This is a genomic window from Desulfuromonas acetexigens (genome assembly GCF_900111775.1).
Classification (GTDB): Bacteria; Desulfobacterota; Desulfuromonadia; order Desulfuromonadales; family Trichloromonadaceae; genus Trichloromonas; species Trichloromonas acetexigens.
Genome location: NZ_FOJJ01000037.1, coordinates 286,755 through 301,105, shown reverse-complemented (window position 1 = coordinate 301,105; position 14,351 = coordinate 286,755). Strand labels below are relative to the sequence as shown.

The 14,351-nt window shown below is 61.4% G+C and carries 14 protein-coding genes; 12 read left to right on the top strand and 2 right to left on the bottom strand.

What is annotated here, in order from left to right; all coding sequences use genetic code 11:
• Positions 1–191 precede the first annotated feature (191 nt).
• The 7 genes from BQ4888_RS13695 (at position 192) to BQ4888_RS13665 (ending at position 5,204) form a co-directional block, all read left to right on the top strand.
• Complete coding sequence (locus BQ4888_RS13695; protein ID WP_092057819.1) at positions 192–563, top strand: hypothetical protein; 372 nt, start codon at positions 192–194, stop codon at positions 561–563.
• 123 nt (positions 564–686) lie between these two features.
• A complete protein-coding gene (locus BQ4888_RS13690) occupies positions 687–980 on the top strand; it encodes a hypothetical protein (protein ID WP_092057818.1) in 294 nt (97 codons plus the stop codon).
• Between the two features lie 326 nt (positions 981–1,306).
• The gene (locus tag BQ4888_RS13685; RefSeq protein WP_092057817.1) at positions 1,307–1,696 is read left to right on the top strand and encodes a DUF3597 domain-containing protein; all 390 of its coding nucleotides are present in this window, start codon (positions 1,307–1,309) and stop codon (positions 1,694–1,696) included.
• 53 nt (positions 1,697–1,749) lie between these two features.
• Positions 1,750–2,004: a GlsB/YeaQ/YmgE family stress response membrane protein gene (locus BQ4888_RS13680; RefSeq protein WP_092057816.1), complete on the top strand. Its 255-nt coding sequence runs from the start codon at positions 1,750–1,752 to the stop codon at positions 2,002–2,004.
• A 260-nt stretch (positions 2,005–2,264) separates the two neighbouring features.
• The gene (locus BQ4888_RS13675) at positions 2,265–4,115 is read left to right on the top strand and encodes an SLC13 family permease (protein ID WP_276609561.1); all 1,851 of its coding nucleotides are present in this window, start codon (positions 2,265–2,267) and stop codon (positions 4,113–4,115) included.
• Positions 4,116–4,341: 226 nt separating this feature from the next.
• Positions 4,342–4,671 carry a helix-turn-helix domain-containing protein gene (locus BQ4888_RS13670; protein WP_092057814.1) on the top strand — a complete coding sequence of 110 codons (330 nt, stop codon included), beginning with the start codon at positions 4,342–4,344 and terminating at the stop codon, positions 4,669–4,671.
• A complete protein-coding gene (locus BQ4888_RS13665; RefSeq protein WP_092057813.1) occupies positions 4,668–5,204 on the top strand; it encodes a hypothetical protein in 537 nt (178 codons plus the stop codon). Before BQ4888_RS13670 ends, BQ4888_RS13665 begins: the two co-directional genes overlap by 4 nt.
• A 236-nt stretch (positions 5,205–5,440) precedes the next feature.
• Here BQ4888_RS13665 and tatC read toward each other — a convergent pair whose 3' ends face one another.
• The gene (gene tatC, locus BQ4888_RS13660; RefSeq protein WP_092057812.1) at positions 5,441–6,226 is read right to left on the bottom strand and encodes a twin-arginine translocase subunit TatC; all 786 of its coding nucleotides are present in this window, start codon (positions 6,224–6,226) and stop codon (positions 5,441–5,443) included.
• Positions 6,216–6,551 carry a Sec-independent protein translocase protein TatB gene (gene tatB / locus BQ4888_RS13655; protein ID WP_092057811.1) on the bottom strand — a complete coding sequence of 112 codons (336 nt, stop codon included), beginning with the start codon at positions 6,549–6,551 and terminating at the stop codon, positions 6,216–6,218. Before tatB ends, tatC begins: the two co-directional genes overlap by 11 nt.
• A gap of 177 nt (positions 6,552–6,728) precedes the next feature.
• On the opposite strand from tatB, the gene nadA reads away from it, so the two are divergent.
• From nadA to pdxA, 5 genes are all read left to right on the top strand, one after another.
• Complete coding sequence (gene nadA / locus BQ4888_RS13650) at positions 6,729–7,643, top strand: quinolinate synthase NadA (protein ID WP_092057810.1); 915 nt, start codon at positions 6,729–6,731, stop codon at positions 7,641–7,643.
• A gap of 75 nt (positions 7,644–7,718) precedes the next feature.
• On the top strand, positions 7,719–11,195 hold the full coding sequence (gene mfd / locus BQ4888_RS13645; protein ID WP_092057809.1) for a transcription-repair coupling factor: 3,477 nt from the start codon (positions 7,719–7,721) through the stop codon (positions 11,193–11,195).
• A gap of 86 nt (positions 11,196–11,281) precedes the next feature.
• A complete protein-coding gene (locus BQ4888_RS13640; protein ID WP_170232874.1) occupies positions 11,282–12,205 on the top strand; it encodes a peptidylprolyl isomerase in 924 nt (307 codons plus the stop codon).
• Between the two features lie 63 nt (positions 12,206–12,268).
• Positions 12,269–13,222: a SurA N-terminal domain-containing protein gene (locus BQ4888_RS13635; protein WP_092057807.1), complete on the top strand. Its 954-nt coding sequence runs from the start codon at positions 12,269–12,271 to the stop codon at positions 13,220–13,222.
• Positions 13,223–13,350: 128 nt separating this feature from the next.
• The gene (gene pdxA / locus BQ4888_RS13630) at positions 13,351–14,346 is read left to right on the top strand and encodes a 4-hydroxythreonine-4-phosphate dehydrogenase PdxA (RefSeq protein ID WP_092057806.1); all 996 of its coding nucleotides are present in this window, start codon (positions 13,351–13,353) and stop codon (positions 14,344–14,346) included.
• Positions 14,347–14,351: the final 5 nt, after the last annotated feature.

Genomic DNA, 14,351 nt, shown 5'->3' with positions numbered 1-14,351 from the left:
GCCGACCTCAGCGGGTTGGAAGAGGGCGCATGCCTTGCGGTGAAGAACATCGGAAAGCCGTGTGCGGGAAAACCGCATGCACGGTTTGATGAGGGAGGGCAGGGTAAAACCTGCTCTCTACTCTACCCTTTTTGTGTTGGGTCCTCAATCTGTCACCTTTTGGGTCCTCACGTTGGGGCCGACAAGACTGAATGAACCTATTCAAGAAACCACGTTGGCATGACGAGATTCTTCCAGACTTGGTCGGCACCTATTCCGGACTGACGGTGGAACTTAGCGGTGTCCCGTGCCGGACCGCCGAAGAATCAAACGAGCATCGGTATCGATTCGCGGATTTTGGTTTCGAGTTCATCAATGAACTGCATGGGCAGCTCGGCGAGTTCACGACGGTACGGGAGTCACTCCTTGCTAAACGCGGCATCTCAGCGACGGTCAACATCAGAGATCTGGCGCCGATTTTCGTTCGCCTGACAGGGGTACCCCCAAAGAGTAGGAGGGAGTATTTTTCAGACTTGGCTGATGCAATCATCAATGCATTTGGAAAGCAAGGCCTGAAACCATGAAGAACAAGCCCCAACAACGGTTTCCACTACGGACCTGGCGGGAAAGCATGACTGCTATCTTCACTCGGGAAATCGCGGTTGCGCCATGCCGGTGAAACCACGAATTCGAGGCCAATGAATTAAATGAAACAAATCGCCGTCGTCCTGTTCCTTCTGATCGCTATGGTGGTGTGCGCTTGTCAGGGGGCGTCACAGCACATAACCGGGGCGGATTTTCAGGCAGAATATGAAAAGAGACATCAACAGAGCATGCATTTTACTGAGTTCATCGGAGAGCGCGAGGGGCGGGTTTTCCTTCGCAATAAAACCATGTCGACCTTGAACACAAAGAAGTGGTCAGAAGTCGTGCTGTATACGGAAGCAAGTGACCTGGACTCTGAGTTCCTGCGAAGGCTGCGCAAAGAGTCGAAGAACTAGTGGTAGCCAGCGATGTCACCCTTGAATTAAAACACATTTGCCCCCCCCGCCCTTCTTCCCAATCCGTCATCTCCGGCATGCCTCCGGTCTTTTTCCGGCCTCGACCTTGTCGAACGGCCATGCTTGCGTTACGCTTAATGCATTGATTTTGCCTGTTGTGGTTGATGTTGCCGGGGGATGATTCGTTGCCGTGCCGCTTCGGGATTTTGTCCGCTGGCGGTTTTTATCGTTTAGACGGCCGCTTCATCGGCCTGGTCGTACTAAAACACACCCCGTCGGCAATCCGGCAGGCGCTACCCTTAACCTCACCAGCAAAGGAGAGAACCATGGGATTCTTCAGTAAAATTCTCGCCAAGCTCGGCATCGGCAGCGATACTGCGGAGGCCGCGCCAACTCCTGGCGCTACGGCGTCCACCGTGGCTCCGGCCGCTCCGTCGTCACCCAAGCCGGTCGCCGTGGTCGACGTGGTCGCCCAACTGGAGCAACGGGCGGCGGCGAATCCGCAGAAGCTCAACTGGCGGACGTCTATTGTCGACCTGTTGAAACTACTCGAAATCGACAGCAGCTTCGCGGCGCGCAAGGAGCTGGCCGTAGAGTTGGGCTGTCCCGCCGATTTGATGGGCGATTCGGCGAAGATGAACATGTGGCTGCACAAAACCGTGCTTGCCCGCATCGCCGCCAACGGCGGGAATGTGCCCGCGGAACTGCTCGACTGAGTTGACGCCCGGGTTGATGCAGAAAATTATCTAATTATTCAGGGAGGATAAAGATGGGTTTCATCGTTTCTTTGATTATTGGCGGCCTGGTCGGCTGGCTGGCGAGTATCGTCATGAAGACCAACGCGCAGATGGGCATGATCGCCAATGTCTTGGTCGGGTTGGTCGGTTCGTCCCTGGGCTTCTGGCTCGCCGGAATGCTCGGCATCGCCCCCGCCGGCGGTATCCTTCGCTTTGTCATCGCCATCGCCGGCGCCGCGCTGCTGATTTTCATCCTTGGCAAGGTCGGTTTTTTCAAGAAGAAATAGCTTCTCGGCACTGCGCGCAAGCATTGATGAACAAAAACGCCCGTGGCCGTAAATGGCGACGGGCGTTTTTGTTGCAATGGAAATCTGGAACTGGTGGCGTCTCAAGGGATTTCGTGCATTTGTCCTTTCCGGCAAGGCTCCCTTCCGGAGGGCCGTCGGCATAACCGCAAAAGTATTGCTGCCCTTCCAGTCGCCATTTCCCTCCCCCGGTTTGCCTTGTCAAGCCGCTTCGGGGTAGAGTACGGCAGAAAACGTGTCTCATCCTTCCCACCCCTTACCCCGGGTTGTCCGTCATGAATGCCGAAACACTGTGGGTTCTGGGCCTTCTCGCCCTTTGCATCGCCGCCTTCGTCGCCAACCGTCCGCGCATGGACGCGGTGGCGCTACTCGCTCTCCTTGCTCTGGTCCTCAGCGGCATCCTCGATGCTGGGGAAGCTCTGGCCGGGTTCAGCGAGCCCAGCGTCATTCTTATCGCCGCCTTTTTTGTCATCGGCGAAAGCCTGGTCCGTACCGGCATCGCCTTGCGGGTCGGCGACTGGCTGGTCGACAAGGCGGGAAAGAGCGAAACCCGAGTGTTGGTGCTGTTGATGCTGGCGGTCGCCGTCCTCGGTTCGGTCATGAGTTCCACCGGCGTCGTCGCGATCTTCATCCCCGTGACCCTGAGCGTCGCCGGTCGTATCGGCGTGAGCCGAAGTCGCCTGATGATGCCCCTGTGCTTCGCCGGTCTCATCAGCGGCATGCTTACCCTGGTCGGCACGCCGCCCAACCTGATCGTCAATGCCGAACTCGGCCGCGCCGGGTACGAAGGCTTCGCCTTCTTCGATTTCACCCCGATGGGTCTGGTCGTGCTCCTCTGCGGCGTCGGTTACATGCTGGCGATGCAGGGCCGGATCGGCGGTCGCAAGGAAGGTGAAGGCGCACCCGAAAAGCGCCGCCGGTTGATGGATCTGGCGCGGGAATATCGGATTCTCGATCGCGTTCATCGCATGCGCATCGAGCCCGATTCCCCGCTGGTGGGGCAAACGCTCGGCGAAGTGGAACTGCGCAAGCGCTACCTGGCCAATATCGTCTCCATCGAACGCCAGCGCCAGTTCCGCCGGGTCATGCTGCGACCCTCCGCCAACCGGGAGTTGCTTGCCGGTGACATTATCATCATCGACTTTACCTGCGCCCCCATCAGTGTCGAGGCGTTTCGGGCCGAACTGGGGCTGAGCGAGAGCGGCTTTCGCGACGATCTGTCACGGGAGTTGGGGATGGCCGAACTGCTGCTTCCCCCCGAATCGTTCCTCATCGGCAAGTCGGTGCTCGATCTGCAACTGCGCTCGCAACGGGGGATCAGCGTCATGGGGATCCGGCGTAAAGGCGAGCCCCTGGGAGAAAATCTGCTGCGCGAAAAGCTGAAACTGGGGGATACGCTGCTCATTGCCGGCACCTGGAAATCCATTCGCCAGTTGCGTTCGCAGAGCCACGATTTTTTACTGCTCAATCTCCCCGCCGAGTTCGACGAAGCCGCGCCGGCCCTGCGTCAGGCCCCTTTTGCCCTCATCGGTCTCGCTGCGACTATCGCTTTGATGATCAGTGGGCTGGTTCCCAACGTCATTGCCGCCCTTCTCGGCTGCATGCTGATGGGCGCCTTTCGCTGCATCGATATGGAGAGCGCCTATCGCTCCATCCACTGGCAAAGCCTCATATTGATTGTCGGGATGCTCCCCTTCGCCTTGGCCCTGCAGAAAACCGGAGGGATCGACTTTTTCGTGGCGGCCCTGCTCGACCTCGTCGGCGACGCCGGCCCCCGGGTGGTGATGGCGGCGCTCTTCCTGCTCACCGCCGTTATCGGCCTGTTCATTTCCAATACCGCCACCGCCGTACTGATGGCCCCCATCGGCATCGGCGTGGCTCAAGAGCTCGGAGTCTCCCCCTACCCCTTTGCCATGACGGTCGCGCTGGCCGCCTCCGCTGCCTTCATGACGCCCATCTCTTCGCCGGTCAACACTTTGGTCCTTGGTCCCGGCAATTATCGCTTTGTCGATTTCCTCCGTGTCGGCGTCCCCTTCACCCTGATCGTGCTGCTCATATGCATTGCTTTGCTGCCGCTGCTCTTTCCGCTGTAACCCTGGGCGACGGGGTCAGTGGTCCCTACCGGTAAACGAGGAATTCCGACGGCAGCGAAGAGATCACGAAAACCCGCTCCTGTCACCTTGGTAAGCCTCAAAACGGAGCCGGCTCGCTGTCGATCTGGAGGAAGAAAATAGCATTGCTTGAGGAGACATCAGAGCTTAGAATGACGTAAATAGTAAATCAACTGACGGAGTCATTACGTCACTAGCGAGGCCAGCAATGCTTGAAGCTTTATTCGGCACCGTCAACCGGGAAAAGGTTCTGCTCTACATCCTTGCCAGGGAAGAAGGCTACCCGCGCGAGGTGGCCAAGTTCTATGCCGTCGATTTGCGGTCGATCCAAAACCAGTTCGAGAAACTGGAGGCGGGAGGGGTGCTGTACAGTCGTCTGCTTGGAAACACCCGCCTGTATGCCTTTAATCCGCGCTATCCCTTTCTTGAGGAACTCAAGACGATCCTGGAAAGGGCGCTGGCTTTTTATCCGGAAGAAGAAAAAGACCGGCTGATGATGGGAAGGCGCCGTCCCCGGAGAGCGGGGAAACCTCTATGAAAGCGATAGCTGATATGGGAATGGGTGAGTTGGCGGCTTACGTCTGCTCTCATCTGCAACGGAAGGAAATTGACGTGGTTCTTACGGGGGGAGGGTGTGTTTCCATCTATGCCGCCGGCAAGTATGTTTCCGACGATCTGGACTTTATCGAAAACATTTCTTCCGGGCGACGCAAGTTGAAAGCGGCGCTGGCCGAGATCGACTTTCAGGAGCAAGGCCGTTATTTCAGACATCCGGAAACGAAGATTTTCCTTGAGTTTCCCGCCGGTCCCCTGGCGGTTGGCGACGAACCGCCGCAGAGCCTCAAGGTGCTGAGTTACGATACGGGAACTTTGGTGGCCTTGTCGCCGACGGACTGTGTCAAGGATCGATTAGCGGCCTACTTCCACTGGAACGATCTGGAGTGTCTGGAACAAGCGCTACTTGTCGGCAGATCCAACGACATCGATCTGGCCGAAATTGAGCGGTGGTCCAAAAAGGAAGGACAGCCAGGGAAATTTGTTAATTTCCGGGACCGACTGATCCATCAATAATGAAGAAACCTAAGCTCGGGAGCCATCGTTTTACCGCTTTCCCCAGTGTAACCTTGTTGTTCTATTTGCATCGCTCTGTAACCTGGGCGATGCTGATGAGAGACAAAAGGAAGTGTCGTTTCTTGAACCCTTCCACTTTTCCTCCCTCATCCCCCAGCGTTCAGCTTGAACCCCCAACAAAAAACGCCCGTTGCCATTTTCGGCCACGGGCGTTTTTGCTTGTTATAGGAATGTTTTCAGTCGGTGTTTTCCGGTGGCTTCTCCTCCTCGCCTTCATCATCCTCTTCTTCCGGTTCGACCTTTTTCTTGCCGAAGAAGCGGGCGGCGAGGATGCCGACTTCGTAGAGAATGATGAAGGGAAATGCGATGGCGGATTGGGAGAAGACGTCGGGTGGAGTGAGGACGGCGCCGACGATGAAGGCACAAAGGATCGCAAATTTGCGGTTTTTGCGCAGCCAGATGTGGTCGACCACCCCCATGCGGGCAAGGAAGAAGATGACCACCGGTAGCTCGAAAACGAGGCCGAAGGCGAAAAGCAGCCGGGTCGAGAGGGTCAGGTAGCTGCCCATGGAGAGCATGGCGCTGATGCCGGCGACGCTGGTGCCGTAGCCGATGAGAAAAGTGAAGATGGTGGGGAAAACGTAGACAAAGCCGAAATAGGTGCCGGCGGCGAAAAACATGCAGCTGACCAGCACGAAGGGGATGGCGAAACGTTTCTCGTGGCCGTAGAGACCGGGGGCGATAAAGGCCCAGAACTGCCAGAGAATAACGGGCAGAGCGACCAATACCCCGGCGATGGCGGCGATTTTGAGATAGGTGAAGAAGGGCTCGGTGGCATTGATGAAGACCAGCGAGCTGCCTTCGGGCAGGGCCACCCGGACCGGCTCGGCAATGTACTGGAAAAGCTTTTCGGCAAAGCTGTAGCAGCCGAGGAAAGCGACGATCCAGGCGGAGGCGGCAATAATCAGGCGTTTGCGCAGCTCTTCAAGATGGGTGGTGAGAGGCAGCTGATCATCCGCCATGGGTGGGGTCCTTGGTTTCCGGGCGAGTCGCCTCCTCTGGGCCGGGGGTGAGCTCGTCGAGCTCGGCACTGGTACCGTCGACATAGGGGTTGGAGGTCGTCACCGGCGGCGGCGTGGTCTCGCGGGCGGGGGACGGTAGCGACTCGGGCTTTTGCTCGGCCCGGCTTTCCTCGTTCAGGGTGTTTTTCAGTTCGTCGGTGGCTTTGCGGAACTCGGACAGGCCGCGACCGAGGGCGCGGGCCATGTCGGGAAGTTTTTTCGGGCCGATGACAATCAGGGCTACAGCCAGAATCAACAGAAGCTCGGGCATGCCGATACCGAACATAAAAGAATCCTTGGGATATGGGGGGCGGGATGTGGGACAAGCGTGCCGAGATTATCCCTTCTCCCCTGTCCCTGTCAAGACCAAAGGGATTCGATAAGGGTTTGACATATCAGGACTTTTAAACTAGTATACGGCGACTTTGCAAGCTCTTTGCCGCACGGCGATGGAAGGTGGCCTATGACTCAGGAAGAAATGTTCAAGGAAATTCGCCGGCTGGCCGAGGAACGCGATGCCTTGCTGTTGGCGCACAACTACCAGCGCGACGAGATTCAGGCCGTGGCCGACATTACCGGCGATTCCCTGGCCCTGTCGCTGGAAGCGGCGCGCACCGAGCGCAAGGTGATCGTTTTCTGCGGCGTTCATTTTATGGCCGAAAGCGCGGCGATTCTGGCACCGGAGAAGATCGTCCTCCTGCCCCGTCCCGACGCCGGCTGCCCGATGGCCGACATGGTCACCGTCGAGGGCCTGCGTGAGATGAAGGCCCGGCTCCCCGGACGGCCGGTGGTGACCTACGTCAACTCGTCGGCGGTGGTCAAGGCCGAAAGCGACATCTGCTGCACCAGCGCCAACGCCGTCAAGGTGGTCAACTCCCTCGATGCCGACGAAGTGATTCTCGTCCCCGACCGCAACCTCGGCCGCTACATCGCCGCCAACACCGACAAGAAGTGCCATTTCTGGGAAGGCTACTGTCCGACCCATGATCGCCTGGCGGTGGAAGAGGTGAAACAGGCCCTGGCCGAGCATCCCGACGCCCTCTTCATGGCCCATCCCGAGTGCACCCCGGAGATTCTTGCCCTGGCCCATCATATCTGTTCCACCACCGGCATGTACGGCTTCGCCAAGAGCAATCCGGCGAAAAAATTCATCGTCGGCACCGAGGCGGGCATCCTCTACCGACTGCGCCTGGAGAATCCCGACAAGGAATTCATCCTCCCCTCGCGGCGCCTGATCTGCCCCAACATGAAGCTGACCGCCCTGGAGGATGTGCTGAAAAGCCTGCAGACCTTGAGTCCCCGGGTCACCGTACCGGACGAGGTGCGGGAGAAGGCGCGAGTCGCCCTCGAGCGGATGCTGGCCATCCCCCGGGACTGACCGGGTTTTCGCCGAAGAAATCATCATGCGGGGCGTGTTCGGCACGCCCCGTTTTTTTAGGACAAGCTTAAAGCCATGGATCAGTCGCCGCAAGCGCCGGAAGTCGCCCATGCCACCATCCGCTCGGTCCTCGACGGTCTGAGCGCCGGCGCCACCCGCCTCGAAGTGCTGGGGCTGCTCGGTTCCAGCGGCGCCTATCTGCTGGCGGCGGAACTGGCGACGTTGGCCGAGCCGTTGCTGGTGGTTGCCGCCGACGGCCGCGAGGCGGAACGCTGTGCCGCCGCCCTCGCCTTCTACCACGGTCGCCCGGACGAAGTATTCTTCTTCCCCCACTGGGAGATCCGCCCCTACGAGCCGCTGAGCCCCCATCCCGAGGTCGAGGCGAGCCGCCTTGCGGCCCTGGCGGCCCTGCACGAAGGGCGGGCGCGGGCGGTGGTGACGACGGCGCGGGCACTCTTGCAGCGGGTCATCCCCCGCGAAGTGCTGGGGACGTTGAGCGCGAGTCTGCGCGCCGGCGAAGATTATGCCCGTAATGAGCTGACCGCCCTGCTGCTGCGCCTCGGCTACAACGCCGTGCCGCTGGTGGAGGATCGCGGCACCTTCTCGCTGCGCGGCGACATCCTCGACATCTTCCCCCCGTCCCTGCCGCAACCGGTGCGGCTCGAGTTTTTCGGCGACAGCCTGGAGCGGCTGCGTCCTTTCGATCCCGTCAGCCAGCGTTCCGCCGGCACCGAACTCAAGGAGCTGCGGCTCTTGCCGGCACGGGAGATGGTCCTGACCGGCGAGTTTCTGACGACCTTCTCCCGGCGGCTCAAGGAGCGCTGTGATCTCCTCGGCCTGCCCCGCACCCTGCGCGAGGCGGTGCTGGAAGAGGCGCGGGAGGGACTGCTCGCCCCCGGTCGCCAGTTTCTCCTCCCCTTGGTTCACGAACGGCTCGACAGCCTCTTCGACTACGCCCCCAAGGGGCGCTGGGTGATTCTCGATCCGCCGGCGGTGGAGCAGGCCGGCGACGAGTTCGCCGCCGAAGTCGCCGAGGGGGTGGCGCGCCAGGCTCGCCGCGAGGAGCCCTATGTCGAGGCGACGGAGCTCTATCTGACCCCGGCGGAGCTGGAGCGGGAATTGACCTTGCGTCGCCGCCAGGATTTTTCCCCCCTTGACGTGCTGCGCCTGGACGAGGGGCGGCAGCGCTACCGCCTCAACGTCTTCGGTAACGGCGACATCCACGGCCGCTTGCGTGAGGCCGGCGGCTTCGCGGCGCTGGCCGCGCAGTTGCGCCAGTGGCGCGAGGCGGGCTGGCGCACCCTGCTGGTTTGCCATCAGCAGGGGCAGGCCGAACGGCTCATCGACCTGCTCGCGCCCGAGGGGATGCATCCCGACTTCGACCCGACGGTTTCCTGCAAGAGATTGCGCCCCGGGGATCTCGTCATCACCCTTGGGGAGCTGGCCGACGGCTTCCGTCTGCCGGACGAAAAACTGGCGGTGGTCACCGAGGAGGAGATCTTCGGCCAGCGGGTGCGGCGACGGCCACGCAAGGATGTGCGCGCCCTCCTTTCTTCCCTGGCGGAGCTCAAGGAGGGGGATTACGTCGTTCACGCCGACCACGGCATCGGCCGTTATCACGGCTTGTTACACCTCAGTATGGGGCCGAGCGAAGGGGATTTCCTCCATCTCGAATACGCCGGCGGCGATAAGCTCTACCTGCCGGTGGAGCGCATCGAGAAGGTCCAGAAATATGTCGGCGGCGAGGGGCAGACGCCGCGCCTCGACAAGATGGGGGGGGGTGCCTGGGAGAAGGCCAAGTTCAAGGCCCGCGCTGCCGTCGAGGAACTGGCCCGGGAATTGCTCAAGATCTACGCCCGCCGGGAGTTGAGTCAGGGCTTTGCCTACAGCCCGCCGGACCGGGTTTTCCGTGAGTTCGAGGCGGCCTTTCCCTACGAGGAAACCCCCGACCAGCTACAGGCGATTCAGGAGGTGCTGGCCGATATGGAGTCACCGCGCCCTGTCGACCGCCTGGTTTGCGGCGACGTCGGCTACGGCAAGACCGAGGTGGCGATCCGCGCCGCCTTTCGCGCCGCCCTCGATGGTCGCCAAGTGGCGGTACTGGTGCCGACCACGGTTCTCGCCCGTCAGCATTGGGAGACCTTCCGCGAACGCTTCAAGGGCTATCCGGTCGAGGTCGATATGGTCTCCCGCTTCCGCAGCCCGGCCGAAATGAAACAGGTGCTGGAACGCGCCGCCGCCGGCCAGGTCGACATCCTCATCGGCACCCACCGGATCTTGCAGCGGGACGTGCGTTTCAAGAATCTCGGCCTGGTCATTATCGACGAGGAGCAGCGCTTCGGCGTCAGCCACAAGGAGCGGCTGAAGAAGCTGCGCGCCGAGGTCGATGTCATCACCCTCACCGCCACCCCCATCCCCCGCACCCTGCACATGAGCATGATGGGAATGCGCGATCTCTCGGTGATCGAGACCCCGCCAGTGGACCGCCTGGCGGTGCGCACCTACGTCACCCGCTTCGACGACGATCTGATCCGCGAGGCGATTCTGCGCGAACTGCGCCGGGGCGGTCAGGTCTTCTTCGTCCACAACCAGGTGAAGAACATCGAGGCGATGGCTGAATTTCTGCGCACCCTCGTCCCCGAGGCGAAAATCATCGTCGGCCACGGGCAGATGGGGGAAAAGGCGCTGGAACAGGTGATGGTCGACTTCATCGAGGGGAAGGCCCAGGTACTGGTCTGCAGCACCATCATCGAAAACGGCATCGACATCCCCCGGGCCAACACCATTATCATCAACCGCGCCGACTGCTTCGGTCTCTCCCAGCTTTACCAGCTGCGCGGCCGGGTCGGGCGCAGCCGTCACCGCGCCTACGCCTACCTGCTCATCCCCGGCGAGGGGAGCCTGACCCGCGAGGCTCGCGAGCGGCTGCGGGTCTTGCAGGATCTCACCGAGCTCGGCGCCGGTTTCCGTGTCGCCTCCCACGATCTCGAACTGCGCGGCGCCGGCGACCTGCTCGGCGCCCGCCAGGCCGGACAGATCGCTGCCATCGGCTTCGAGATGTATACCGAACTGCTGGAAGAGACGATCGATGAGCTCAAAGGCCTGGAGCGGGAGGAAAAGATCGACCCCGAGGTGCGCCTGGGGCTGTCGGCCTTTTTGCCGGAAAAATATCTCCCCGATCCCAACCAGCGCCTGGTTTTCTACAAGCAGCTGGCCGCCGCCGAGGCTGTGGAGGAGCTTTACGACCTTGCCGACGAGCTGCGTGACCGCTACGGTGAGCTGCCCGAGCCGGCAACGCTCTTGATCGAGGTGATGAAGCTGCGGGTACTGATGAAGCGGCTCAAGGTCGAGCAGGCCGAATACGACGGGCGTCAGTTGCTCTTTGCCTTCCATGCCGGTACGCCGGTGCCACCGGAGAAGATTCTCAAGCTCATGGATGAGCCGGGCAAATATCGTTTCTCTCCTGACTATCGCCTGTCGGTGCGCACCGGCAAGCTGGCGGCGGAAGAGGTGCTGGCGGCGGCGAAAAAAGAATTGCAGCAATTTCTCTAGCTGTGCTAGCTTTCCCTTTGGAATTCGTTGTTTTTCTCTTTTTCAAGCCTTCACGTCGGGGTCTTCCGCGCGAGGATTTCATGGTCATGGGCCGCTATCGAGTACTCCTGCTGCTCCTCTTCGGGCTGATGCTTTTCGGCTGTCGTGAGCGGGGAGAGGCTTCGCCGCAGGTGCTGCTCAAGGTCAATGGCCGCGAGGTGAGTCACGGCGAATTTCAGGAGCGCTTTGCCAAGACGCTTCCCCAGGACCAGCAGCTTGGCGCCGAAGAGCGGGCCGAGTTGGAGCGGACCTTTCTCGTTCGCATCGTTGACCGCGAACTGTCCCTGGCGGAAGCGGAGCGCCTCGCTGTCTCCCTGACGGCAGCGGAGTTGGCGGCAGCCGAAGCCGAGGTGCGTAGCGGCTACCCCGAGGAGGAATTTCATGCCGGGTTGAAGGCCCGCGGTCTCGATGAAAAGGCCTGGCGGCGTGAGCTGGAAGAAAGCCTGCTGATGGAAAAGGTCGCGCGCCTGACGGTTCAGGACGAGGTCGAGGTCAGCGACGACGAGGTCTCCGCCTACTATCGGGAGCATGCCGAAGAGTTCGCCCAACCCGAGCAGGTTCGGGTGCGGCAGATTCTGGTCGCGGACGAGGCCGAAGGGCAACGGCTGCTGGCGGAGCTGCAGGCGGGCGTCGATTTTGCCGAGCTGGCCCGGCGCCATTCCCTCTCTCCCGATGGCGAAGAAGGGGGGGACCTCGGATTTTTTGCCCAGGGGGAAATGCCGCCCGAGATCGACTCGGCCGTCTGGGAGATGGCCGCGGGGGATCTGAGCGGTCTGGTGCAAAGCGAGTACGGTTATCATCTTTTCCAGTTCTTGGAACGTCGCCCGGCTTTGCAAGTCTCCCTGGACGAGTCCCGGGATAAAATTCGCGCGCGGCTGCGCGAGCGCGCCGAGGAAGAAGCCTATCAGGAATGGCTGCGGGGTCTGCGCGAGCGGGCGGCCATCTCCATCAACTGGTCGCTGTTCGACTGATCTATTTCCGGCCGAGGTCGGTTCCCATCGGCCGACCTATCACTTTCCATCCGAGGATAAACGATGAATCGTTTTCTGGCCCTTTTGGCCATGTTGGCGCTCTTTCCCGCGACGCTTTTCGGCGCGCAAACCGTCAACCGCATTGTCGCCGTGGTCAACACGGACATCATCACCCAGCATCAGATCGAACAGGAGCTGGAAAAGCGGCAGATGGGCGCCGAGGCCCAGGCCCTTATGGCCCCTGAACAGCTGAGCGAACTGCGCCAGCGGGCGTTGAACAGCCTGATCGAGGAAACCCTGGTGCGGCAACGGGTCAAGGAGCTGGGGCTGGAGGTAAGTAAGGAAGAGATCGAGGCGGCCATCGGCGATGTCCTCTTGCAGAACCAGCTGACTCGCGAGGAACTGATCGAAGCCCTGAGGCTGCAGGGGATGGAGTTCGATGCTTATCAGGAGAAGCTGCGGGAACAGATTCTGCGCTTCAAGCTTCTCGGCCGCGAGGTCAAGAGCAAGGTCGATGTCACCCAGCAGGAGATGCTCGACTACTTCCGCGAGCATATCGACGATTACCGGCAGGAGCCGATGGTCCATCTCGCCCGTATCACTTTTCCCCTGCCCGATCGCCCCAGCGGCGAAGAGGTCGAGGCGGTGCGGGCCCGGGCCCGAGAGGCGCGGGAGCGGGTGCGGGGCGGTGAGGATTTCATGGTGCTGCTGGCGAACTATTCCGGGGACGGACGGGCCCAGGGGGGGGACATGGGGCGTTTCGCCGAAGAGGAGCTGACCGCAGCCTTCGCCGAAGCGGTGAAGGGTCTCACGGCAGGGGAGGTCAGCGAACCGGTTGAGACCCCTGAGGCCTTCCATCTTTTCAAGGTGGTCGAGCGTGATGCCGGCTCGGTGCGGCAGTTCGACGCCGTCAAGGATGAAATCGCCAAAACCCTCACCGAGCAGAAGACCGACGGGGCGTTCAAAAGCTGGGCCGAGGGCCTGCGCAAATCGGCCCGTATCGATATCCGGGAGTAGCGGAAGTTTTGCCGACGATGAGCAAAAGCCCCGCCTTTGCCGGCGGGGCTTTTTTATTTCATCCATCTTTCGGGGTTTGAACTATACTGGTCCCCTGTCCGGTGCTTGAGCGAAATCAGGAGTTTTTCATGCAGCGACCGCTTGTCATCACCCAGGGCGACCCCACCGGGATCGGTCCGGAAATCATCGTCAAGGCTCTGCTGGAGGGGGCTTTCGATGCCCTCTCGCGTCCCCTGTGGGTGGCTGGGGATCCAGCGGTGCTGCGCCGGGCAGCGACGGTCTTTGGTGTCCCCTGCGAGGTTGTGCCGGTCGGCGAGCGGCTACGACTCGTCTTCGCCGGGCGCGCCCTCGACGTCGTGCCGCTGTCGGAGTTGGCGGCGGACAAGCTGATCTACGGTCGCTCCGATATCCCCTGCGGCCGGGCCATGCTCCGCTACATCGAATGGGCCTGCGACGCCTGTCTTTCCGGCGAGGTGGCGGCCATGGTCACGGCGCCGATCAGCAAGGCGGCGATTCATGCCGCCGGCTGCGATTTTCCCGGCCATACCGAGCTGCTGGCCGAGCGCTGCGGCGTCGGCAAGGTGGTGATGATGCTCGCCGGCGAACGTCTCAAGGTCTGTTTGGTGACGACCCATCTGGCCCTGGCCGAGGTGCCGCGGGTGCTCAGCGAAGGGGAGATCCTGGAAACGATCCGCATCACCGATGCCGCCTTCCGCCGCTTCTTCGGGCGGCAAGAGCCGCGCATCGCGGTGCTGGCCCTCAATCCCCATGCCGGGGAGCAAAGGCTGTTCGGCGACGAGGAACCGCGCCTGATCGCCCCGGCCATCGCCCGCGCCCAGGCCGAGGGGATCGCCGCCAGTGGCCCACACAGCGCCGACACCCTCTTTCACTTCGCCGTCCGGGGGGGCTACGACGCGGTGGTCTGCATGTATCACGATCAGGGGCTGATCCCCCTGAAACTCCTCCATTTCGACGACGGCGTCAACGTCACCCTGGGCCTGCCCATCGTCCGCACCTCCGTTGACCACGGCACCGCCTACGACCTCGCCGGCACCGGCAAAGCCAGCGCCGAAAGCCTGGTCGCGGCGGTGAAAATGGCCGAACAGATGGCGGCGCATTTATAACCAAT

Excerpts from the sequence above, each read along its gene's own strand:
- BQ4888_RS13695 (WP_092057819.1), top strand. The coding sequence starts at position 192 with ATGAACCTATTCAAGAAACCACGTTGGCATGACGAGATTCTTCCAGAC.
- BQ4888_RS13690 (WP_092057818.1), top strand. The coding sequence starts at position 687 with ATGAAACAAATCGCCGTCGTCCTGTTCCTTCTGATCGCTATGGTGGTG.
- BQ4888_RS13685 (WP_092057817.1), top strand. The coding sequence starts at position 1,307 with ATGGGATTCTTCAGTAAAATTCTCGCCAAGCTCGGCATCGGCAGCGAT.
- BQ4888_RS13680 (WP_092057816.1), top strand. The coding sequence starts at position 1,750 with ATGGGTTTCATCGTTTCTTTGATTATTGGCGGCCTGGTCGGCTGGCTG.
- BQ4888_RS13670 (WP_092057814.1), top strand. The coding sequence starts at position 4,342 with ATGCTTGAAGCTTTATTCGGCACCGTCAACCGGGAAAAGGTTCTGCTC.
- BQ4888_RS13665 (WP_092057813.1), top strand. The coding sequence starts at position 4,668 with ATGAAAGCGATAGCTGATATGGGAATGGGTGAGTTGGCGGCTTACGTC.
- tatC (WP_092057812.1), bottom strand. The coding sequence starts at position 6,226 with ATGGCGGATGATCAGCTGCCTCTCACCACCCATCTTGAAGAGCTGCGC.
- tatB (WP_092057811.1), bottom strand. The coding sequence starts at position 6,551 with ATGTTCGGTATCGGCATGCCCGAGCTTCTGTTGATTCTGGCTGTAGCC.
- nadA (WP_092057810.1), top strand. The coding sequence starts at position 6,729 with ATGACTCAGGAAGAAATGTTCAAGGAAATTCGCCGGCTGGCCGAGGAA.
- mfd (WP_092057809.1), top strand. The coding sequence starts at position 7,719 with ATGGATCAGTCGCCGCAAGCGCCGGAAGTCGCCCATGCCACCATCCGC.
- BQ4888_RS13640 (WP_170232874.1), top strand. The coding sequence starts at position 11,282 with ATGGGCCGCTATCGAGTACTCCTGCTGCTCCTCTTCGGGCTGATGCTT.
- BQ4888_RS13635 (WP_092057807.1), top strand. The coding sequence starts at position 12,269 with ATGAATCGTTTTCTGGCCCTTTTGGCCATGTTGGCGCTCTTTCCCGCG.
- pdxA (WP_092057806.1), top strand. The coding sequence starts at position 13,351 with ATGCAGCGACCGCTTGTCATCACCCAGGGCGACCCCACCGGGATCGGT.